The 21,507-nt window shown below is 69.4% G+C and carries 19 protein-coding genes; 14 read left to right on the forward strand and 5 right to left on the reverse strand.

The window, feature by feature from the left end:
* Nucleotides 1-129 precede the first annotated feature (129 nt).
* Nucleotides 130-519 (forward strand): tetratricopeptide repeat protein, encoded by a 390-nt coding sequence (locus ACIA1L_RS08030; protein WP_396071833.1) that lies wholly within the window; start codon nucleotides 130-132, stop codon nucleotides 517-519.
* A gap of 9 nt (nucleotides 520-528) precedes the next feature.
* Nucleotides 529-819 (forward strand): Smr/MutS family protein, encoded by a 291-nt coding sequence (locus ACIA1L_RS08035; RefSeq protein WP_396071834.1) that lies wholly within the window; start codon nucleotides 529-531, stop codon nucleotides 817-819.
* On the opposite strand, the gene ACIA1L_RS08040 is transcribed toward ACIA1L_RS08035, so the two are convergent.
* A complete protein-coding gene (locus ACIA1L_RS08040; protein ID WP_396071835.1) occupies nucleotides 816-3,206 on the reverse strand; it encodes a M20/M25/M40 family metallo-hydrolase in 2,391 nt (796 codons plus the stop codon). The genes ACIA1L_RS08035 and ACIA1L_RS08040 overlap by 4 nt on opposite strands.
* A gap of 73 nt (nucleotides 3,207-3,279) precedes the next feature.
* Here ACIA1L_RS08040 and ACIA1L_RS08045 point away from each other — a divergent pair, with 73 nt between their 5' ends.
* The 9 genes from ACIA1L_RS08045 (at nucleotide 3,280) to ACIA1L_RS08085 (ending at nucleotide 13,427) form a co-directional block, all read left to right on the forward strand.
* Nucleotides 3,280-3,627, forward strand: coding sequence for a hypothetical protein (locus tag ACIA1L_RS08045; protein ID WP_396071836.1), 348 nt, complete (start codon nucleotides 3,280-3,282; stop codon nucleotides 3,625-3,627).
* A 196-nt stretch (nucleotides 3,628-3,823) separates the two neighbouring features.
* The gene (locus ACIA1L_RS08050; RefSeq protein ID WP_396071837.1) at nucleotides 3,824-5,014 is read left to right on the forward strand and encodes a PP2C family protein-serine/threonine phosphatase; all 1,191 of its coding nucleotides are present in this window, start codon (nucleotides 3,824-3,826) and stop codon (nucleotides 5,012-5,014) included.
* On the forward strand, nucleotides 5,011-6,603 hold the full coding sequence (locus tag ACIA1L_RS08055; RefSeq protein WP_396071839.1) for an ATP-binding protein: 1,593 nt from the start codon (nucleotides 5,011-5,013) through the stop codon (nucleotides 6,601-6,603). The genes ACIA1L_RS08050 and ACIA1L_RS08055 overlap by 4 nt, the downstream gene beginning before the upstream one ends.
* A complete protein-coding gene (locus tag ACIA1L_RS08060; protein ID WP_396071840.1) occupies nucleotides 6,600-7,055 on the forward strand; it encodes a response regulator in 456 nt (151 codons plus the stop codon). The genes ACIA1L_RS08055 and ACIA1L_RS08060 overlap by 4 nt, the downstream gene beginning before the upstream one ends.
* Nucleotides 7,048-7,857 carry an inositol monophosphatase family protein gene (locus tag ACIA1L_RS08065; protein ID WP_396071841.1) on the forward strand — a complete coding sequence of 270 codons (810 nt, stop codon included), beginning with the start codon at nucleotides 7,048-7,050 and terminating at the stop codon, nucleotides 7,855-7,857. Before ACIA1L_RS08060 ends, ACIA1L_RS08065 begins: the two co-directional genes overlap by 8 nt.
* The gene (locus tag ACIA1L_RS08070; protein WP_396071843.1) at nucleotides 7,857-8,615 is read left to right on the forward strand and encodes an SDR family NAD(P)-dependent oxidoreductase; all 759 of its coding nucleotides are present in this window, start codon (nucleotides 7,857-7,859) and stop codon (nucleotides 8,613-8,615) included. The genes ACIA1L_RS08065 and ACIA1L_RS08070 overlap by 1 nt, the downstream gene beginning before the upstream one ends.
* A gap of 64 nt (nucleotides 8,616-8,679) precedes the next feature.
* A complete protein-coding gene (locus ACIA1L_RS08075; protein ID WP_396071845.1) occupies nucleotides 8,680-9,693 on the forward strand; it encodes a coiled-coil domain-containing protein in 1,014 nt (337 codons plus the stop codon).
* Between the two features lie 41 nt (nucleotides 9,694-9,734).
* Nucleotides 9,735-11,231 carry a fused MFS/spermidine synthase gene (locus ACIA1L_RS08080; RefSeq protein WP_396071846.1) on the forward strand — a complete coding sequence of 499 codons (1,497 nt, stop codon included), beginning with the start codon at nucleotides 9,735-9,737 and terminating at the stop codon, nucleotides 11,229-11,231.
* 126 nt (nucleotides 11,232-11,357) lie between these two features.
* Nucleotides 11,358-13,427, forward strand: a complete 2,070-nt coding sequence (locus tag ACIA1L_RS08085; RefSeq protein WP_396071847.1) for a protein kinase — start codon at nucleotides 11,358-11,360, stop codon at nucleotides 13,425-13,427.
* 25 nt (nucleotides 13,428-13,452) lie between these two features.
* Here the strand turns inward: ACIA1L_RS08085 and ACIA1L_RS08090 are convergent, their stop codons facing one another.
* Together ACIA1L_RS08090 and ACIA1L_RS08095 are read right to left on the reverse strand one after the other, a co-directional pair.
* Nucleotides 13,453-14,121 (reverse strand): potassium channel family protein, encoded by a 669-nt coding sequence (locus tag ACIA1L_RS08090; protein ID WP_396071849.1) that lies wholly within the window; start codon nucleotides 14,119-14,121, stop codon nucleotides 13,453-13,455.
* A complete protein-coding gene (locus tag ACIA1L_RS08095; RefSeq protein WP_396072444.1) occupies nucleotides 14,114-15,370 on the reverse strand; it encodes a TrkH family potassium uptake protein in 1,257 nt (418 codons plus the stop codon). The genes ACIA1L_RS08090 and ACIA1L_RS08095 overlap by 8 nt, the downstream gene beginning before the upstream one ends.
* Nucleotides 15,371-15,592: 222 nt before the next feature.
* On the opposite strand from ACIA1L_RS08095, the gene ACIA1L_RS08100 reads away from it, so the two are divergent.
* Nucleotides 15,593-16,318, forward strand: coding sequence for an SDR family NAD(P)-dependent oxidoreductase (locus tag ACIA1L_RS08100; protein ID WP_396071850.1), 726 nt, complete (start codon nucleotides 15,593-15,595; stop codon nucleotides 16,316-16,318).
* Between the two features lie 221 nt (nucleotides 16,319-16,539).
* Here the strand turns inward: ACIA1L_RS08100 and ACIA1L_RS08105 are convergent, their stop codons facing one another.
* A complete protein-coding gene (locus ACIA1L_RS08105) occupies nucleotides 16,540-16,902 on the reverse strand; it encodes a hypothetical protein (RefSeq protein ID WP_396071851.1) in 363 nt (120 codons plus the stop codon).
* Nucleotides 16,903-17,029: 127 nt separating this feature from the next.
* On the opposite strand from ACIA1L_RS08105, the gene ACIA1L_RS08110 reads away from it, so the two are divergent.
* Entirely contained in the window at nucleotides 17,030-19,186 is a 2,157-nt protein-coding gene (locus ACIA1L_RS08110) for a DEAD/DEAH box helicase (protein WP_396072445.1), read from the forward strand.
* A gap of 336 nt (nucleotides 19,187-19,522) precedes the next feature.
* On the opposite strand, the gene ACIA1L_RS08115 is transcribed toward ACIA1L_RS08110, so the two are convergent.
* On the reverse strand, nucleotides 19,523-20,845 hold the full coding sequence (locus ACIA1L_RS08115; RefSeq protein WP_396071853.1) for an NlpC/P60 family protein: 1,323 nt from the start codon (nucleotides 20,843-20,845) through the stop codon (nucleotides 19,523-19,525).
* Between the two features lie 342 nt (nucleotides 20,846-21,187).
* On the opposite strand from ACIA1L_RS08115, the gene ACIA1L_RS08120 reads away from it, so the two are divergent.
* Entirely contained in the window at nucleotides 21,188-21,490 is a 303-nt protein-coding gene (locus ACIA1L_RS08120) for a metal-sensitive transcriptional regulator (protein WP_396071855.1), read from the forward strand.
* Nucleotides 21,491-21,507 lie beyond the last annotated feature (17 nt).

Here is a 21,507-nt window from a genome sequence, read left to right on the forward strand (position 1 = left end):
CGGCATTCTGTGCGGCCGCGGTTGCAGAACTGGGCGATTTGTCGCTAAACCTGGTCCGGGAACACTCGCCGCGCGGCCGAAGTTGTGCCAGCGTTGGTCATCGGCGTGCGTGGAGGGGGGAGCGGGTCAGTGGATCTTCTCGAGGAGTACCGCAAAGCCACCGCCGTGTTCGAGTCCGGCGACCCGTTGCAGGCCGCCCGGCTGTTGGAGCCGATCGTCGAGGCGGAACCACACAACGCGGCCGTACGGCAGCTGCTGGCCCGGGCATATTTCAACTCGGCGCAGCTGTCCGGGGCGGAGACCCAGCTCAGAGCCCTCATTGAGCATGATCCGTCGGACCACTACGCGCACCACGTGCTCGGCCGGACCCTGGAACGGGCCGGCCGGTTCCGCGAAGCCCTGCCGCACCTGCGGCTCGCCGCGGCGATGAAACGCCACGACGACTACGACGAGGCGCTGCGCCGGGTCGAGGCGTGGGTGGGCAAGAACGGTGGCCGCTCCAGCCCCGAGGCTGAGTAGGCTGCCGACGTGAAGCTCAAGCTGGATCTCCACGACATCTTCAACAAGGGCACCGAGATCGACAAGGCGCTCCGCGGCATCGTCGACGAGGCGATCGAGAAGAAAGCCACCCTGGTCGAGATCATCCCGGGCAAGGGCAGCGGGCAGCTCAAGAAGAAGGTGCTGCGGTTCCTCGACCAGAAGGAGATCAAGCAGCTCTACCACCGGGTCGAGAAGGACGGCGACAACTGGGGTCGCCTGTTCATCCACTTCCGGTTCGACACGTCGACCGGCCGCAAGGGCCGCGGGCGCGGCCGCTAGAACGTGTAGGTCTTGGCGACTGCCAGCATCTCGGAGCTGTGCGAGCCGACCACACCGACGTCCGCCGGGCGCGGCCGGAAGCCCGGCAACGCGGCGAGTCCGTCGCTCGCGTCCATCGCCCGCAGCTTGAGCGGAGCACCCACCGGCACGGTCAGGGTCACCTCGAGACCGTCCGCCGGCGGGGCGTGGAAGACGAAACCGAAGCCCCACGTGCCCCCACCCGTCCGGCCATCCGCCAGTGGCCGCCCACCCACCGTGGCAGCCGAGACCTCCGCCGCCGCGCCCACGTGCAACGTCACCAGGCGGACCGGGCGCTTCGGGGTGAGCTTGAGAGTCACCGTGCGCCTGTCGCCCGCGCTGCTGTCGGCGGTTTTCGTCAGCTCGGGTGCGGGCAGCGCGGCCGGCTCGGCGGGGCCGGAGAGCAGACCCTCCGCGCCGAAAGCGGGCAGCGTGTCGGTGACAGTGGTGTGCTCCGTGCCGACATAGTCGCCCGTCCACTCGGACGGGGTACGCGACTCGCTGAGCCAGCGGGCCTGCTGGGTGTCGGCGTCTAGCGCGTACATGAGGTGGGTCGGCACTGGATGGTCGGCGTCGAACCGGTCCACGGCCAGCCCCACCGCGGCAAAGACCACCATGGCGACCGTCGCAGCGAGCGTGGGTAGCAGGCCACGGCGGCGAGCACTCAGGGCGGTGAGGCCGCGCTGGCCGCCCGCCTCCGGGTGCAGCAGGTCGATGACCGGCAGCAGGGTCAGGGCCAGCAGGACGGCGAAGAACGCCCCGGCGGCGGCCAGGTTCATGCCCATGGCGGGGAAGAACATGACCATCGTCGGCAGCAGGATGACCACCCCGCCCGCCGCGCCCAGCGTGACGGCCGCCGCCGACAGCAGACCCCGGCCGCGCAGCAGCACGGCAGCGATACCCGCCACCCCGCCGGTCAGTGCCGGCACTGCGCCCAGGTAGGACCCGCCGGGAGCGAGTGCGGCCAGGACCAGGCCGAGCACCGCCAGCCACGCCAGCCCGGCGACGGCCAAGGCGGCCGGGCCGAGCCGGCGGCGCAGCAGGGCGTACCAGGCGCAGACCACGGCCGCGGTCAACGCCACGATCGCGAGCCGATACCACCACGGCCGGTACGGGTCGATCGGCAGTTCCGCGTACCCGGGACGGATGAATTTCAGGGTGATCCACAGCAGCTGGGACAGGGCCGGAACCGTAAGGACCGGGATGAGCGTGAGGCCGAACGCCCCGAGCAGGCGCGGCACGGACAACAGACCGCGCCGCCGCGCCAACCAGGCGCAGCCGAGCACCGCGACCAGCGCTGCCCCGGCCAGCGGCCAGATCCACGAACTCGAGTAATGCACCAGCGCACCAGGCACCGGGAAGTACGTCGCGTCGCCCGCCGAGCGCAGCGCCGGCAGGTCCCGGCCGCCCAGGTCCTGCGCGAGGGCCAGGAGATTGACGCCGTGCTGCTGCAAGGTGTCCCGGTTCATCGACTCCGGCGTGTCCACCGGCGTGTGATACACCGCAGCCCCGTCGATGTACGCCGTGTTCAGCCCGGTGAATCCGCGCTCCCGGAACGCGGTGAAGTCGGTGTTGTTCGGCAACAGCCGGTAAACCTCGACCGCGAACGAGGTGCCCACCGGCTCGGGCACGTCCGCGAACGCGCCCACCAGCGCGGCGTTGGCGGTGGAGGTCTCGAACATGATGGCCGGGCCGCTGCTGCCGCGAGCCTCCAGATTGAGCACCACCCCACCGTCCATAGCCAGCGGGTGCTGCTCCACGAAGGCCTGCGCGCCGCACAGGCACGCCTCCTCCGCGTCGGTCAGCACGAACACCACATCGTTGCGCAGCCGCGGGCCTGCGGTCAGCACCCGCGCGGTCTCCAGAATCGCGGCCACTCCGGCAGCGTCGTCGTTGGCGCCCGGCCCCGTCTGCGCCGAGTCGTAGTGCGCCACCAGGAAAACCCGACCGGTCGACGCCGTGCCCGGCAGCGTGGCGATCACATTGCGTACGCGGGCCATGCCCACCCCACCGTCGCTCGCCGACAGTCGGGCACCCTGAGTCGTCACGGTGTCCTGCACCTCGGGTGCCAGGCCGAGGCCACGCAGCGTGGTCAGCAGATGCTCGCGGACGGCGTCGTTCGCCACGCTGCCCGCCACATGCGGACCGGCGGCGATCGTCTGCACATGGGTGAACGCCCGCCCCGCGCTGAACTCAGCGGCCGGGGCATCCGCGGACCGCGCCGCCGGCGGCCGTACGGACTGCACGGCCAGCACACCCACCGCCACCAGGAACAAGACCGCCGCCAATGCCGCCCAGCCCCGCCGCGCCGGCCGGGTCAACGCCCGATCCGCCGCTCCGACCCCCGACACGCCTGCCGTGCGTTCCATAGTTCCCCCGGCTCGCTCACATTCGCGCACCTAGCCGAGCGATCTTATGGTCTCGTGGCATAACTTGGGAGCCGTGACAGCCCCGCTCGACCCCGCCGCCGTCATCGCCGAGTTCGTCGAGCGGACGGCGCCGTACGACCCGGCTCCCGAGGCCGGACCGGTTGCCGTGCTCGGTGTGCGTACCGCGCTGGGCGAGGCGACGTTCCAGCTCGGTGATCATGTGGTGCGCGCGCTGTGCCGGGCGCTGGAGGCGTACCGGGATCCGGAGGACCGGGGCCTGTGCATCGAGTGCGGTGGCCGCCGACTCGACGAGAATCTGCACTGCCAGGACTGCGGGCGGTTGCACGGCATCCTCGGCGAGGTCATCGCCCGGCACGCCCGCCGGGTCGCCGAAGACCCGTCCTACGGTCCGTCGACATGACCATCGGGCGGTCACGCTGGGTGGCGCTGTGGTCGCTGGGTCGCCGGCGTCGGGTGGCCGGTGTTGTGCGCCCGCGGCCGGTGGTGGACGATCAGCGGGGTCACACCCGAAGGAGTTCCGCCATCATCCGTCCCCGCCGAGCTGGTGCTGCCGACCTGCGTACCGCTGACGGTGCGACGTGGGGCGGAGTGGCGTCGTGACCGAGGTCGCCGTACCGCGGCCCGCCGTGCTGGTGCCGGAACGCCTGCGGATCCTGCTCGTCGAGGACGACGAGGGCGACGCCTTCCTGGTCCGTGAGCTGCTCGCCGAGGCCGGTGCCTCGTTCGACCTGCAGATCGCCACCAGTCTGCGTGAGGCGCAGACCATGATGCGCGGCGTCCAGTGCGTGCTGCTGGACCTGGGCCTGCCCGACGCTGAGGGCATCGACGGCCTGCGCAAACTGCTCGCCGTCGCCGGCAGCGCGGCGGTCTGCGTGCTCACCGGCCGCTCAGACGAGCACCTGGGTGCCCAGGCGGTCGCCGAAGGTGCCCAGGACTACCTGGTCAAAGGCCAGGTCGACGGCGTCCTGCTGTCGCGGTCCCTGCGCTACGCCGTCGAACGCAAGCGGGCCGACGAGAACACCCAGCGCCTGCGCGAGGCCGAGCTGCGCCAGGCCGAATCGGCCCGCCTCGAACGCGGCCTGCTGCCTCAGCCACTGATGAAGACCACCGACGTCGCCGTGCACACGTTCTACCGCTCCGGCCGCGCCCTCGGCCTGCTTGGCGGTGACTTCTTCGACGTCGTCCAGGTCGGCTACGACAAATTGCACGTCATCGTCGGCGATGTCTGCGGGCACAGCGTGGACGAGGCCGCGCTCGGCGTCGAACTGCGAGTCGCGTGGCGGGCCCTGGTGCTCGCGGGTGTGCCCGAGGAGCAGGTGCTCGCCGCTCTCGAACAGGTGCTGATGAGCGAGCGTCGGGCGCGGGAGGTGTTCGCCACCGTCGCGATGGTCTCCCTCGACCTGCCCGGCAAGCGCGCGACCGTACGCCTGGCCGGGCACCCGCCGCCGGTCCTGCTCTCCGGCGGCCAGGCGATGGCGGTGACCGCCCGGACCGGCATCGTGCTCGGCGTCCGGCCCACCCCCACCCCCGCGACCGACCTGGAGTTCACCGGCGATGACTGGTCCCTGCTGATGTATACCGACGGGCTCATCGAGGGGCACACCGGCGCGGGCAACGAACGCCTCGACGTCGAGGGGCTGTGCGGCCTGCTCGCCGAGCCCGCCGCCCGCTCGGTGCCGCTGCCAGCCCTGCCGGCGTGGCTGGTGGGGCGTGCCGAGCAGGCCAACGGCGGACCACTCGCCGACGACGTGGCGATGCTGCTGATCTCCCGTGGCGGTGGCAGGTGAGTCTGCTTCGGGTCGGCACCTGGTCGCTGCGCGGTCGGGTGCTAGCACTGTGCGTCACTGTCGGCCTGATCCTCGCCGGGCTCGGCGTCTTCGCGGCGCTGACCGCCGCCGCGAACAACCGGCAGCTCGACGACGTGGTCAGCCGGGCCACTCCGATGCGTGCGGCGGGGGAGCGGCTCAGCACCGCCCTGGTCGACCAGGAGACCGGCATCCGCGGCTACGCGATTACTGGCCGTCAGGCCAACCTCAAGCCCTACGAGCAGGGCCTTGCGACCGAGCAACAGCTCATGGCCTACATCGACGGGCTGTTGCGGACCGGACCGCTGGAAGACACCGTGCGCCGTGACCTCGCGGAAGTGCGCAACCGTGCCGACGCCTGGCACACGGCCGTCGCCGACCCGATCCTGAACGCCGTTCGCACCGAGGGCCCGGAGGCAGGCCAGGCGGTCGTGGCGGGTGGCGACACCGCCGAATTCGACGCGCTGCGGGCGGCCATTGAGAAGATGCAGGACGACATCGGCGTCCTGCGCGACCGGGCCGCTGCGGACGCCAAAGAGACCAGCCAGCGGATGGTGGCACTGCAGATCGGCGCCGCGGCGATCATCGTCATCGCCGGCGTGACCCTGTTGCTGCTGCTCGACCGGATGGTCAGCCGCCCGGTCACCGAGCTGGCCGCGCAGGTGCGCGAGGTTGCCGACGGCGACTTCGGCAAGCACATCGAGAGCAGCGGGTCGCCCGAACTGCGCGGCCTCGCTGACGACGTCGACGGGATGCGCAAGAAGATCGCGGCCGAGCTGACCGAGGTACGCGAGGCCCGTCAACAGATCGAGTGGGTCAACGACCAGCTCAAGATGCAGGCCGAGGAACTCACCCGGTCCAACCGGGACCTCGAGCAGTTCGCGTACGTCGCCTCGCACGATCTGCAGGAGCCGCTGCGCAAGGTAGCCAGCTTCTGCCAGCTGCTGCAACGCCGCTACGCCGGGCAGCTGGACGCGAAGGCCGACCAGTACATCGGCTTCGCCGTGGACGGCGCGCAACGGATGCAGCGGCTCATCAACGACCTGCTGGCGTTCTCCCGGATCGGCCGGCTCACCGCGGGCTTCACCGACGTCGACCTCGACCGGGTGCTGACCGAGGTCACGTCGCAGCTCGAGTCGCGGATCGGCGAGGACGGGGAGATCCGCTGGGTGGACCTGCCCACGGTCGAGGGCGAGGAGCCGCTGCTCACCACGCTCTTCGTCAACCTGATCGGCAACTCGCTCAAGTTCCGCCGCCCGGACGTGCCGCCGGTCATCACGGTCAGCGCTGACCGCGACGAGGACGAGTGGCGGATCAACGTCCGGGACAACGGCATCGGCATCGAGGCCGAGTTCGCCGACAAGGTCTTCGTGATCTTCCAGCGGTTGCACGGGCGGGACGCGTACGAGGGGACCGGCATCGGTCTCGCCATCGTCAAGAAGATCGTCGAATATCATGGCGGCCGGATCTGGCTGGATCTCGACGTCACCGAAGGCGCCTCCATCTGGTTCACGCTGCCGCTCGTGGCGGGGATCCCGGTGAAGGAGAAACTGAAAGAGGTCGGCGCATGACCGGAGCGATTCGTGCAGACGGCACCCCCATCGAGGTGCTGCTGGTGGAGGACGACCCGGGCGACGTGCTCATGACGCAGGAGGCGTTCGAGGAGCACAAGGTCCGTAATCGTCTCACCGTGGTCTCCGACGGCGCCGAAGCGTTGTCCTACCTGCGCCGCGAGGGCCAGTACGAAAAGGCCGTCCGCCCGGACCTGATCCTGCTCGACCTCAACCTGCCGCGTCGCGACGGCCGGGAGGTGCTGGAGGAGATCAAGAAGGACGACGAGCTGTGCCGGATCCCGGTCGTTGTGCTCACCACCTCCGCGGCCGACGAGGACATCCTGCGCAGCTACCAACTGCACGCCAACGCGTACGTCACCAAGCCGGTCGACTTCGAACGGTTCATCTCGGTGATCCGCCAGATCGACGACTTCTTCGTCAGCGTCGTGAAGCTGCCACCACGTGCGTGACGACCTGATCGACCAGGTGGCCGACCTGATCCGCGAGGTCGCCCGGACGATCGTCATGCCCCGCTGGCGCCGCCTCGACGACGGCGAGATCCACCAGAAGTCGCCCGGCGACCTGGTCACGATCGCCGACCAGGAGTCCGAGCGGGCGTTGACCGCCGGGCTGAGGAGGCTGCTGCCCGGCTCGGTCGTGGTCGGTGAAGAGGCGGTCGCCGCGGACGCGAGCGTGCTGGACCGGCTCGGCGCTGACGGCCCGGTGTGGCTGGTGGACCCGGTCGACGGCACCAACAATTTCGCCTCCGGCGAGGGACCCTTCGCCGTGATGGTGGCGCTGGTCCGCGCCGGCGAGCCGGCCGCTGGCTGGATCCTCGATGCCCCCGGCGACCGGATGATCGTCGCCGAGCAGTCGAGCGGCGCGTTCATCGACGGCGTACGCCTCAAAACCCGCGCCGACGATCCGGGTGCTGCCGCGCTGACCGGCTCGATCTCGCGCACCTACTTTCCCGCCGATCTGCGCGCGGACCTCGACGCGAACGCGCACCGCTTCGGTCGGGTCACCGCTGGACACCACTGCGCCGGCTACGAGTATCCGAGCGTGGCCACGGACGAGCAGCAGTTCGCGGTCTTCTGGCGGATCCTGCCGTGGGACCACACGCCCGGCTCGCTCATCGTGCGGGAGGCCGGTGGCGCGGTGCTGCACCTCGACGGCTCGGCGTACCGGCCGGGTGACGCCGATCGTGGCCTGCTCGTCGCCGCGAACCACGAGATCTGGCACACCGTCCGCGGCACGCTCCTTCCGCCGTGATGTCCGCGTACCTGGAAGAGCTTTTTGGTCTGCGCGGCCGGACCGCATTGGTGACGGGCGGCAGTTCCGGGATCGGCCGGGCGATGGCCTTCGCGTTGGGCCGGGCCGGAGCGCGCGTCATCCCGGTGGCGCGCCGGCCGGAGCCGCTGCGGCAGGCCGCGGCCGAGCTGGCCGCCTGCGGCACCGAGGTGGAGACGGTCGCCGCCGACCTGGCGGACCGGTCGGCGCTCGCACGCGTCACCGCGTGCGCCGACGTGGACATCCTGGTGAACGCGGCGGCGGTCAACCTGCGCCCACCGCTGGACCAGCTCACCGAAAGCGACTGGGACGTTACCCTGGCTGCCAACCTGACCGCGCCGTTCCTGCTCGGGCAGCACTTCGGCCCGGCGATGGTCGCGCGCGGCTGGGGACGCATCATCAACGTCGTTTCCCAACAAGCATTTCGCGCGTACGGACACAGCGGCGCCTACGGCGCCGCCAAGGCCGGTCTCGTGGGCCTCACCCGCTCGCAGGCCGAAGCGTGGTCCCGCCACGGGGTGACGAGCAACGCGATCGCCCCGGGAGTCGTGCACACCCCGCTGACCGAACCGCTGTTCGCAGATCCCGATCTGGCGGCCGGACATGCGCGGAGGGCGATGATCGGGCGTAACGGCGTACCCGAGGATTTTGCCGGTTGTGTGGTGTATCTGGCGAGTTCCAGTAGCGCTGCGGTGACCGGGCAAACACTCTTCGTCGACGGCGGATATTCGGCGACCTGACGATCTGCAACCACCGCGATTCCCGAGGTAGAGTTCCCCGCGCTCACCACTTGGGAGGTAGACCGTGGCGGCGACGTTCCTGCGTCGGGCCAAGCCCGTCCTCGCGCTGCTCGCGGCGATCTTCGTGCTGCTCGCCGCGCCCCCCGCGGCACACGCCGACCCCGACGAGGAAGGCGCCAGCAAGAAGCTCCGCACGGCGCTCGAGTCCGCGGTCAAAGGCCACGTCGAAGCCAAACAGAAGCTCGCCGCCTCCAAGAAGCGGCAGGGACAGCTCAAGACCACCCTGGCCCAGGCGAAAGGGCAGAGCGCCCAGCTGACCGGCCGAGTCGGTGAGATCGCCAACCGCTCCTACCGGCAGGGCCGCCTCGGCGCCATGACGATGCTGCTCAACACCGGCTCGTCCGACGAGTTCATGGACCGGATGATCCGCCTCGACCAGATGGCCCAGGTCGACAGCCACACCCTCGCCGGCTACCGCGATGCCCTGACCACCGCCGAAAAAGCCGGCACCGCCATCGAGCTCGAAATCAAAGAACAGCAGAAGCAAGTCACGGTCATGGCCAAGCAGAAAGAACAGGCCGAGACCGCGCTGATCGCCTCCGGTGGCGGCACCCTGACCAGCGGCTTCGGCAACGGCAAATCGCCCAAGGCCAAGGCGGCCCCCCGCAACGGCAACGGCGAACTACCCGGCGAATCCTGCTCGGCCGACGACCCCACCACCACCGGCTGCATCACACCGCGGCTGCTCAACGCCCTGCAGCAGTCCCGGGCGATCGGCTTCAAACGGCACACGTCCTGCTTCGCCCAACGCGCCTCCGGCGGCGAACACCCCCAAGGCAAAGCCTGCGACTTCTCCGCCGCACCGGGCGGCTTCGAAAACGTGGACGCCAGCGGAGACGACCGCACCTATGGCAACAACCTCGCCGCGTACCTTGTGGACAACGCCGACCGCCTCGGCGTCATGTACGTCATCTGGTACCGCGAGATCTGGCTGCCCGGCTCCGGCTGGCGGTCCTACAGCGGCTCCGGTGGCCCGGCCGCCGCCCACACCAACCACGTGCACCTGTCGATCCTGTAGGCCTACCGGGAATCCCCAGCATCCGCCGGTACCATCCGCCGATGGAATCCCCACGGGCACTGCCGTCCGCCCTGGCCACCGCACTCGTGTTCTTCGCCAGCGGGGCCGTGCTGGTGCTGGAAATCGTGGCGCTGCGCCTCGTCGGGCCGTACGTCGGCGTCACCCTGCAAGTCAGCAGCTCGGTGATCGGCCTGGCGCTGGCCGCCATCGCGTACGGCACCTGGGTCGGCGGGCGGCTCGCCGACAAATACGACCCGCGGGTCCTCCTCGCCCCCGCGCTGCTCCTCGGCGCCATCACCACCGGGCTCACGCTGCCCCTGGTTCGCTGGGGCGGCGAACTGCTCCGCGGCGGTGCGGCCCCCGCCGTGCTGATGCTCGCCGCGCTGGCCGTCTTCCTCCCCGCCTTCCTGCTCTCCACCATCACCCCGATGACCGTCAAGCTGCAGCTCGGCGACCTGCGCCGGACCGGCGAGGTGGTGGGCCGGCTCTCCAGCTTCGGCACCCTCGGTGCCATCACCGCGACGCTCGGCACCGGCTTCATCTTCGTCGCAGCGATGCCGAGCAGCTGGATCGTGCTGACCCTCGCCGGACTGCTCGCGGTGGCCGGGTTCGCGCTCGGCTGGTGGCTGCGCCGCTCTGTCTCGGAGGTGGGTAAACCGCGGACCCGGGCCGTGCTGGTCACCATCGGGCTGGTCGGGGCCGGGCTGGGAGCGTCCGCGCCGACACCGTGCGACGTCGAGACGGCGTACCACTGCGCCCGAGTCGAAGCCGACCCGCAACGGTCGGGCGGGCGGACGCTGTACCTCAACTCGGCGCGGCACTCGTACGTCGACCTGACCGACCCCACCCACCTGGAGTTCGCGTACGTCCAGTGGCTCGGTGCCCTCATCGACATCCAGAAGAGCCCGGCCGCCCCGATCGACGCCCTGCACCTCGGCGGCGGCGGTTTCACCGTGCCGAACTACGTCGCGGCAACCCGCCCCGGCAGCAACCAACTCGTCGTCGAGCTCGACGGCGCCCTGGTCGACCTGGACCGACGCGACCTGGGCCTGCGGACCGGCCCACAGCTGCGCACCCGCGTCGGCGACGCCCGAGTCGGCCTCGGCGAGCAACCCGACCGCGCCTACGACGTCGTGGTCGGCGACGCCTTCGGCCACCTCGTCGTCCCCTGGCACCTCGCCACCCGCGAAATGGCCGACGACGTCTCCCGCGTCCTCCGCGACAACGGCCTGTACGCCCAAAACGTCATCGACTACCCACCGCACCGCTTCATCCGCGCCGAACTAGCCACGGTCGCGGCCGCCTTCCCGCACATCGCCGTGATCCTGCCCCAGGGCGCGTTGAGCGGGGACATCGGCGTCAACTTTGTCATCGTGGCCTCCCGAACTGCCCTGCCGCTCGACCAAATGCGCAATCACCTCGACCTGGTCGACGAGCCGGTGGAACTAATGTCCGGAACCGCCCTCAACGACCTGATCGGGGATGCGCGGGTGCTGACGGACGATTACGCGCCTGTGGACCAGCTGCTCGCCGGCTGAGGCCCGGTGCCTGCCCTCTGTGCGCAGGGGTGGTGGTCGTTTGTCGGGCTGCTGATCGGCGGTGGAATCTGAGGGGATTTCTCGGACGCAGCGTGGCCGGGGTGTCCCTCGGGCCACAATCGGCACATGAGGTGGCTGGCGACCGGGCGAGAAGGCAGCCATGTCGGTGGCCGGTACCGCCTGATCGAGCGGCTCGGCACCGGTGGCATGTCGGTCGTGTGGCGAGGTCACGATGAGGTCCTCGGCCGTCCGGTCGCGGTCAAGGTGCTGTCCCCGCAGCTCGCCACGGACGCGGCGTTCCGAAGCCGGCTCCGTCAGGAAGCGCTGGCCGCTGCCCGGCTGTGTCACCCGCACATCACCGGCGTCTTCGACTTCGGTGAATCCCCGCTCGACAACCACACCACCGTCCCGTACGTCGTCATGGAACTCAACGACGGTGAGCCCGTCTCCGCCCGCCTGCGTCGAACCGGCCCCTTCACCTGGCGCGGCGCGGTCACCGTCGTCGCCGAAGTAGCGTCGGCGCTAGCCACAGCCCACTCTCGCGGCATCGTGCACCGCGACGTCACCCCCGCCAACGTCATGCTCACCGGCGCCGGCGCCAAAGTTGTCGACTTCGGCATCTCCGCCCTCATCGGCCAGCGCGACGCCGCCCCGGACGGCAGCCTCCTCGGCACCCCCGCCTACCTGGCCCCGGAACGACTCAGCGGCGACCCGGTAGCCCCAGCCGCCGACGTCTACGCGCTCGGTCTCCTCCTCTACCGCCTGCTCACCGGGCGCCTGCCCTGGCCCGCTGAGACGACCACCGAAGCGCTACGAGCCCACCTGTACGCCGACCCCGACCCGGTGCCCAACCTCCCCGGAATGCCGCCCGAGGTGGCCGCGCTGTGCCTGCGCTGCCTCGCGAAACGCCCCACCGACCGGCCCGGCGCAGACGAGGTAGCGACGATCCTGGCGGCGTTGGTCGGACTCCAGCCGATCATCCCGCCGGTGGGGGCCTTCGACGAACAGCCGGTCCTGGCCGGTTTCCGCTCCACGCCCGCAGGCTCCGGCTCGGCCGAGGGGCTCAATTCGCCCGCAGGCTTGAGTTCGGCTGCGGGCTTGAGTTCGGCCGCGGGCTTGAGTTCGGCTGCGGGCTTGAGTTCGGCTGCGGGCTTGAGCTCGCCCGCAGGCTTGAGTTCGGCCGCGGGCTTCGGTTCGGTGGCGGGGGTGCTGGGTTCGGCCACGGGCTTCGGTTCGGTGGCGGGAGTGCTCGGTTCGACCGCGCGCTTCGGTTCGACCGCGCGCTTCGGTTCGACCGCGCGCTTCGGTTCGACCGCGCGCTTCGGTTCGGCTGCGCGCTTCGGTTCGGCCGCCGGCCTCGGTCGGTCTACTCGCTCTGATGCGTCTGGGCGCCCGAGCCGGTCGTCGGCGCTCCCGCTGCGGCAACGGGTGCGGCTGCGGACCGGCCTTCGGGTCGCGCAGGCGCTGCGGATCGGCGGACCGGTGCCTTTGGGCGGCGGTCTGTTCCGCGGGGGTGTGCTGGCTCGCGACCTGCTCAGTGGCGGCCGCCTCGGCCAGGCTGTTCTCGCAGCTCGGCACCGCGTCCAGGCGGCCGTTGCCACGCTGGTGATCACCGCCGCGGTCGGCTTGGTCTGGTCGACGACTCGCGAACCGGTCGAAGCCGGCCCCGCCCAGGCGGCTGCGGTCGGCGCCGGCCCGGGCGCGGTGGCTCCGCACGGCACGGGCTGCAAGGTCCGCTACCGCATCCAGCGCGACACCGGCACGGACTTCGGCGCCCAGCTCACCGTGGTGAACACCGGAGAACACGCGCTCTCGTCCTGGCGACTGGAGTTCACTTTCGCCGGGGGCCAACGTCTCACCGACGGCCCTAAAAGGCTTTCCCAGAAAGGCCGCAAGCTGGTGCTGCGCCCGAAGAAGGACGCACAGTTGCGCCCCGGCCGGTCGGCGACCGTCACCCTCAGCGGAAGTTACCGGGTCAGCAATCCACTGCCGCTGAGCTTCACGCTCAACGGTCACGAATGCCAGGCCGAGGTCCTCGGAGCCGTAGCCGCGCCTGGCCCCGGCCCGGCCTCTTCGTCGGAGCCTTCGCCGCCACGGAAGAAGTCCCGGCCCGACGCGACCCCGTCCCCAGCACCATCACCCGTTCCGCCGTCGTCGCAGCCGCGTACCAAAGGTGGTTTTTCGGTCGACATCTAGCGTCCCTCTCCTTGCTGCGCGGCAGCTAGCCGGTAACTCCCGCGAAGCGCTCTACTTTGGAGGTATCGCCGGCCACGATGAGGATGCAGCCGCGCGGAACGATCGTTTCCGGCCGCGCGTATGTGAAGTCCTCGCCAGGTAGCTTGGTGCCGACGACCGTGATTCCCCACTTGCTGCGCAGGCCGACGTCGGCCAAGGAGCGGCCTACTGCTTCTTCCGGCGCTCGCACCTTCGCGATGGCGAAGCCGTCGTCGAACTCGATGTAATCCAGCATGCGGCCGGTGATGAGGTGGGCGACCCGTTCGCCCATTTCCATCTCCGGAAAGATCACGTGGCGGGCGCCGACCCGGGACAGGATCTGTCCATGTTTGCTGCTGGTCGCCTTGGCCCAAATCTCGCTCACCCCGACTTCGGTGAGGGTGAGGACAGTCAACACGCTGGTCTCCAGATTCGTGCCGATGCCGACGACAGCACGGGAGAACTCCTGGATGCCCAGTTGATGCAGGGCGTCGGTGTCGGTCGCGTCGGCCTCCACAACGTGGGTCAGCCGGTCTGACCAGTCCTGCACGATCCGCGGATCGGAGTCGATGCCCAAGACCTCGTGGCCGAGGTTCACCAGGGACTCGGCGACGGCACCGCCGAACCTGCCCAGCCCGACGACCACGACGTTGTCGGATTCTTCTTTGTCAGCCAACGAGAGGCCTCTCTTCGGGATAGCGGTAAAGCCGACGACGCGTGTTCAGCGCGATGGCGGTGCCGACCGCGATCGTGCCGACCCGGCCGATATACATCAGGATGACGAGCACCACCTGCGCCGAGGGCGGCAAACCTGCGGTGATACCGGTGCTGAGGCCCACGGTCGCGAACGCCGAGGTCACCTCGAACAGAGCCCGGTCGAACGGCACGTTGTCGGTGAGATAGATCAAGGCAAGTGTTCCCGCAGCGACGAGGGCGACACCCAGCAATGCGACAGTCATGGCCTGCCGCTGGGTTTCCTCGGCAATGCGCCGTTTGCGGATCACCACATCGGGCTCACCTCGGATCTCCGCCCAGATCACGAACGCGAGCAGCAGAAAGGTGGTCACTTTGATGCCGCCGGCCGTACTCGCGCTGCCTCCGCCGATAAACATCATGGCCGTCGTCACGGCTCCGGTCTCGGCGTTTGCCGCGCCCAAGTCGACGCTGTTGAAACCGCCGGACCGGGTCATCACGTCCTGGGTGAAGGCGGCCAGCACCTTCGCGGGAATGCCGAGCGGCCCGAGCGTGCCCGGATTGCTCCACTCGAACACCAGGAAGACCAGAAACCCGGTGCCGCTGAGCAGGGCGGTTCCCCAAACGGTCAGGCGGGTGTGGGTGGACCATTTCCCTGGGGTACGCCACTCGCGCGCAAGCTCGAACCACACGGGAAACCCGATCGAGCCAGCCAACACTCCCAGGGTCAGCGGAATGCAGATCCACCAATCGCCAACGAACCGTACGAGGCTGTCCGGGTAGAGTGCGAACCCCGCGTTGTTGAACGCTTGTACGGCATGAAAGACCGCCTCCCAGACCGCGCGACCCAACGAGTAGTCGTACCCGAGCCAGAACCGTAACGTGAGCACGACGCTGATCACTGCTTCGGATACGAACATGACGAGAGCGACGCGGATCAGGATGCCGCCGATATTGCCGCCGAACAACCCCGCACTCTCCGCCTGGGCCAGCAGCCGGCTGCGCAGCCCCAGCCGCCGGGACACCAGCAGGCTGAGCAGCGTTGCCAGCGTCATGATGCCGAAGCCACCGATCTGCGACAGTACGGTGATCAGCGCCAGTCCGAAACCGGACCAGTACGTCGGTGTATCGACGACGGACAGGCCGGTGACGCAGACGGCGCTCGTCGCGGTGAAAAGCGCGGTAACGAACGGCGCGTGCCCCGGATCGGCCCGCGCCGCAGGCAGCATCATCAGCAGCGTCCCCACGGCGATCGCACCGAGGAACGCCAGCGGCACAATGCGCGCCGGGTAGCGCCACGGCGAGCGAGTATGCACCGCGCAACCTCCCGATCTCTTTGTTGGAGTGCTTCATTACCCGGCAGAGAGGGTCTGCGGCGCAACTCGACATGACGATGTTCCTCCTTCCTTTGGCGATGACAGCCGCATCAACCGTGTTGTTCTAGAGTCAGCGGCATGGCGAGGCTTGCGGTAGTTAGTGGCGGCGGCACGGGAATCGGCCGGGCAACGGCGGGAATGCTGGCAGGGGAGGGCTACGACGTCCTCATCGTCGGCCGGCGCCCGGCTGTGCTGGCCGACGCGGTGAAATGGATCGGGCCGCAGGCCACGGCCGTCACCGCGGACTGCGCCGACCCCGCCCAGATCCCCGCCGTGGTCCAGGCAGTCGGCGACCGCCCGGTCGATGTGCTGGTCAACAACGCAGGCGCGTACGTGGCCGGCGACGACTCCACTCTCGCGGAGCTCGCCGACCGCTGGACGGCCACCTTCGACTCCAACGTGCTCACTGCTGTCCTCCTTACCGAGGGCCTGCGTCCGCTGTTGCGCCGACCGGGTGGACGGGTGATCCTGCTCAGCTCGGTCGCCGCGCAGCGCGGTGGCGGCGGCCCCTACTCGGCGGCGAAAGCTGCCCTGCACGGCTGGGTGTTCGACCTGGCAGCCCAACTCGGGCGGGACGGGATCACCGCTAATGTGATCGCGCCCGGGTATGTGACCGACAGCGAGTTCTTCGCCGGCCGTATGACCGAGGAAGGCCACCGTAAGCGGGTCGAGGCGGCTCTCCTGAAGCGTGCAGGCGAACCCGATGACATCGCCGAGACGGTCCGCTGGCTCGCCGGTCCAGGCGGCACCTTCGTGACCGGCCAGATCATCAACGTGAACGGCGGCTCCGTCCTGGGCCGCTGACAGGCCTCCGCAACGTTCTCCCCGCGAGACAGCGCGCATCCTGCCCAGTCTGTTGCTGCCGTCTCCCTGCTTGCCCGGGCGGCTCCCCGAGTCGATGCCAAGATTGGCCGCTGGCCGCTGGCCGCTGGCCGCTGGCCGCTGGCCGCTGGCCGCTGGCCGCTGGCCGCTGGCCGCTGGCCGGTTGGCCGCTGGCCGGTTGGCCGGTTGGCGGAGCTGTCAGGCTAGTCAGTGCGGAAACGGAGGGCTGACCAGCGGTCGTCGATCGCTACCTGATCGCAGGGCCGCATGGCGAAGTCCGCGGCGACCGGGCCCAGTGAATCGCTGTCGATGTCCGACTTGCTGCTCCTCGGATAGGCGATCCAGAATGCGGCCGGCTGCTTGAGCTCCTCGGCGTGCTCCGTCATGAGCCTGCGCGCGCTCGCGACATCTTCCGCAAACACCACTGCCGCGCTCGCCGTCGACGGGGTGTCGACCTCGCGAACCCCCTCGGGCATCGGGGTCAGCAAAGGCAGCTGGGCAGGATGCGACAACCAGACCGTGGAATGCGGCTTGATCTGCAGTTTCTCGGCAATCGTCTGCGTCATGCCTTCACGCTGCCACCGGCGAAATGACTTGTCGACCGGATCGCCGAAGGCCTGTGGACAACGTGGCCGCCTGTGGATAACCCGGCTCTTGTCGGTCCGGGCTGATAGACATGCGGTCGTGGTGGAGATGACGCGGAACGAGGTCAGCGAGGCAGAACGGGCGGCCGTCCGGGAGTGCGCCGAGGAGGTGCTGCGCCGGCTCGCCGGTGATCATGCCGTGCTGCGCGAGGACCAATGGCGGGCGATCGAGGCACTTGTGGTCGACCGCCGCCGGGTGCTGTGCGTGCAGCGCACCGGGTGGGGCAAGTCTGCGGTCTACTTCGTCGCCACCGCGCTGCTGCGGGACGGTGTCACAGCTGAGCCGGGTGACCCGCCAGCCGGACCGACCGTCATCGTGTCACCCCTGCTGGCGCTCATGCGCAACCAGGTGGAGGCCGCCGCTCGTGCCGGCATCAGGGCGCGCACCATCAACTCCGCCAACCTCGACGAATGGGACGAGATCACCGCCGAGATCCGCGGCGGAACGGTCGACGTGCTGCTGATCAGCCCCGAGCGGCTCAACAATCCGGACTTCCGCGACAACGTGCTGCCCGGCTTGGCGGCCAGCACCGGCTTGCTGGTGGTCGACGAGGCCCATTGCGTGTCCGACTGGGGCCACGATTTCCGCCCCGACTACCGGCGGCTCCGCACTTTCCTTGCCGGGCTTCCGACGCGGACGCCGGTGTTGGCGACCACCGCCACCGCCAACGCCCGCGTGACCGCCGACGTCGCCGACCAGCTCGGTGACGCACTGGTGCTGCGCGGCACGCTCGACCGCGACTCTCTGCGCCTTGCCGTGCTGGAGCTGCCAGATCCGGCGCACCGCCTCGCCTGGCTGGCCGATCACCTCGAGAAGTTCCCGGGCTCCGGCATCGTCTACACGCTGACGGTTGCCGCCGCCACCGAAACCGCCGAGTTCCTGCACAGCCGTGGCTTCCCCGTCGCTTCGTACACAGGGCAGGTCGAGGATGCCGCCCGCCGCGCTGCCGAGCAGGACCTGCTCGACAACAAGATCAAAGCGTTGGTGGCAACGTCCGCGCTCGGCATGGGTTTCGACAAACCGGACCTCGGTTTCGTCGTGCACCTCGGGGCGCCACCGTCGCCGATTGCTTACTACCAGCAGGTCGGCCGGGCAGGCCGAGCCGTGGACCATGCCGAGGTCTTGCTGCTCCCCGGCCAGGAGGATGTCGCCATCTGGCGCTACTTCGCGTCACTCGCGTTCCCACCCGAGGAGCAGGTGCGCGCCGTGCTCGCCGCACTGCCTGCCGACCGGCCGATGTCGACACAGGCCCTCGAACCCGTCGTCGACCTGCGCCGCGCCCGCCTCGAACTGATGCTCAAGGTCCTCGACGTCGACGGCGCTGTGCGCCGCACCCGAGGCGGCTGGCTCGCCACCGGCCAACCCTGGACCTACGACACCGCCCGGCTCCAGCGCGTCGCCGAAGCGCGGAGCGCCGAGCAGAAAACCATGCTTGAGTACGCCAGAACGACAGCGTGCCGCATGGAGTTTCTGCGCCGCTGCTTGGACGATCCCGACGCGGTAGCCTGCGGCCGGTGCGACACGTGCACAGCACCCCAGTTTGACGCGGAGGTGACAACCGCCTCGCTGGCCGCCACGAACGCCTTCCTCGGTCGTGCCGGCGTCGACATCACCCCGAAGAAGCTCTGGCCGACCGGCATGGCAACCGTGGGAGTCGCCCTCAAAGGGAAAATCTCTCCGGGTGACCAGATCACTTCCGGCCGTGCGGTAGGCCGCCTGTCCGACCAGGGCTGGGGAGCAAAGCTGCGCGCACTCGTCGGCCCGGAAGCCCCGGACGGACCGATTTCTGACGAGCTCGCCGCGGCCGTGGTCGACGTCCTCAAGAGCTGGGCGCATGGCGATGACGCCTGGTCCGATCGGCCGGTTGCAGTCGTCGCGGTCGGTTCCCACCGCCACCCCCAACTCGTCACCAGCATCGCGTCCCGAATCGCGACGGTGGGCCGGCTGCCCATGCTCGGAACACTGTCCTCATCCCACATCGGCAACGACGGACCACGAGGCAACAGCGCGCAGCGCGTGCTGGCCCTGCACGATGCCTTTACCGTCCCGCCCGACGTCGCCGCCGTCCTGACCGAGCTCACCGGCCCCATCCTGCTGGTCGACGACCTGGTCGACTCAGGCTGGACGATGGCTCTCGCAGGCCGCGCCCTCCGCCGAGCAGGCGCCCCGGGGGTGATGCCTCTTGCCCTCGCAATAGCCGCCTGACGCTAGGTGGCTGCCCTCACCGCGGTCGACACTCGAGGATTCGGGCAGGCCGGCGGCAATGATGCGGGCGGATTCCTCGCGCGCCGGTGGTCTTGGCGTTACAGGCCGATCGGGTCAGGTTGCCCAAATGGCTTGGGGGCCGGTCCACCAAGGACCGCTATCCGGGAGTAGTTAGGGGACTTCCAGTATTCGGGGTTGCTGGGCGGGCCCGGGCCGGTCATTCGGGGCGGTCCAGGCGGGTCAGTTGGGGCGGGTCCAGGCGGGTCAGTTGGGGCGGGTCCAGGCGGGTCAGTTGGGGCGGGTCCAGGCGGGTCAGTTGGGGCGGGCCCAGGCGGGTCAGCCGGGGCGGGCGAAGCCGGCGATGGGCTGAGAGTCGATGCTCGCCACTCGGACGTTCTCGCCGTACTCCGGTGCGTGGATCATGCGGCCACTGCCGATATAGATGCCGACGTGGCTGATGGGGCCATAAAAGAACACGAGGTCGCCGGGTCGCAGGTCGGATCGGCCGACGTGGCCTTCCGAGGCATACTGGCGCGCCGCGTTATGGGGGAGGTGTACGCCCACAGTTCGCCAGGCTGCGAGCGTAAGGCCGGAGCAGTCGTATGAGCCCGGACCATCTGCACCCCAGCGGTACGGCTTGCCGAGCTGGTTGAAGGCAAAGTCGACCACCCGCCCGGCGGGACCGGGTACGTACTCGGGGGCCGGAATGTCGCCGGAGTCGGTGTAACGCGAGCCGCCACCGTACGCGATTGCTCGCATCTGTTTGAGGGCGACGATTTCGCCTTCGACGGTGGCCTTGCGGGTGTTGAGCTGGATTTGCTGTCGTCTCTGTTGGGCGGAGAGGGCGTCGAGCATTGCGCGAGTACCGTCCACCTTGGCACGGGCTTCGCGGAGGTCGTCAGCGGCGCGACGTTCCTCCGCTGCGAGCTGGTGCAGCACGAGGAGTTTGTCGACGAACTCATGGGGTTGATCCGATGCGAACAGCGCCATTGTTGGGCCGGTGCGGGTGCGCTGGTACGTATTCGAGAGGAGTCCGTCCACGAGGGCCTGGCGCTGCGCGAGTTCCCGGGTCAGCGGGCCGAGTTGGGCGCCAAGTTGGGCGGTGCGCTGGCGGGTGTCGCGCAGGTCCTCCCGGGAGGTGTTGAACTTTTCGACGACCACCTCAAGTCGACGAGAAGCGGTGGCAATGTGTTGGTCCAGCTCCGCCTTACTTGGCCGCTTCTGAGTAAACGCCAACCCAGCAGCGCCCGACCATTCGCCGGGCGATGCGAGAGCCGAGCTGCGGAACGCAACCAACGAGCCAGAGGACTCAAGCGCCAAGCCGGAGAACTGAGGCGCCAAGCCGGGCAACTGAGTCCTTGAACCGGAGAACTCAAGCGCCAAGCTGCGGAACGCAACCGCCGAGCCCGAGGACTCGAGCGCCGAGCCAGAGGACTCGAGCGCCGAGCCAGAGGACTCAAGCGCCGAGCCAGAGGACTCGAGCACCGAGCCAGAGGACTCAAGCGCCGAAGCTAAGAACGCGATCGCCGAACCAGGTGGCGCGAGCGCCGGGAGGGGAGTGGCGGCGTAGGCCGACGTGAATGTGCCCAGGAGTAGCAACGCCGACAGCAGCGCCGAGGAGAGCGCCGTGAGCAGTGCGGCGGTGGATCGGGCGGTCACGGTAGACGACACAACGCTCTCAACGAGACAAATCGTCTATAAGCCACGCCTCGGTGGCTGGCAAGATCGTGCCCGCACGGCTCGACCGCGATCGTGGAGATCGCGGCCGCTCCACGCCGCCGGCGACATTTCGGCGCGCACGGCCCTGCAGCTGCGGCACCCTATGGGATCCGATCCGCTACCCCCGCACGCCGAGACACGGTTCACCGAGCTCGGGCGGATCCGCTTGGCGAGGGAGTCCACGTAGGGCAACGCCCCGCGAATTGCCGTGGTTCGGCTGCGCCCCGCTCACCTCGGCGTACCTAGACGCGACACATACGGTAGGGGGGTATGCTGGCCGGCATGACCACGGACGACGAGCACGCGGGGCCGCACGGCTACTCTGGTGATAGAGCCGCGCTGCTCAGCCGGTTGCGGCGGATCGAGGGACAGATTCGCGGACTGCAGCGGATGGTCGACGAGGACACCTATTGCATCGACGTCTTGACGCAAATCTCCGCCGCGAAGAGCGCGCTGCAGGCGGTGGCGGTCGGGCTGCTGGGGGATCATCTCGCGCACTGCGTCGTCGATGCCGCCCGGGCTGGCGACCCCGCTGCGAAGGTCAAGGAAGCCACCGACGCGATCGCGCGTCTTGTCCGTTCCTGAACTGCGACGTTGACCGA

Source organism: Actinoplanes sp. NPDC051859, from assembly GCF_044452725.1.
GTDB lineage: Bacteria > Actinomycetota > Actinomycetes > Mycobacteriales > Micromonosporaceae > Actinoplanes.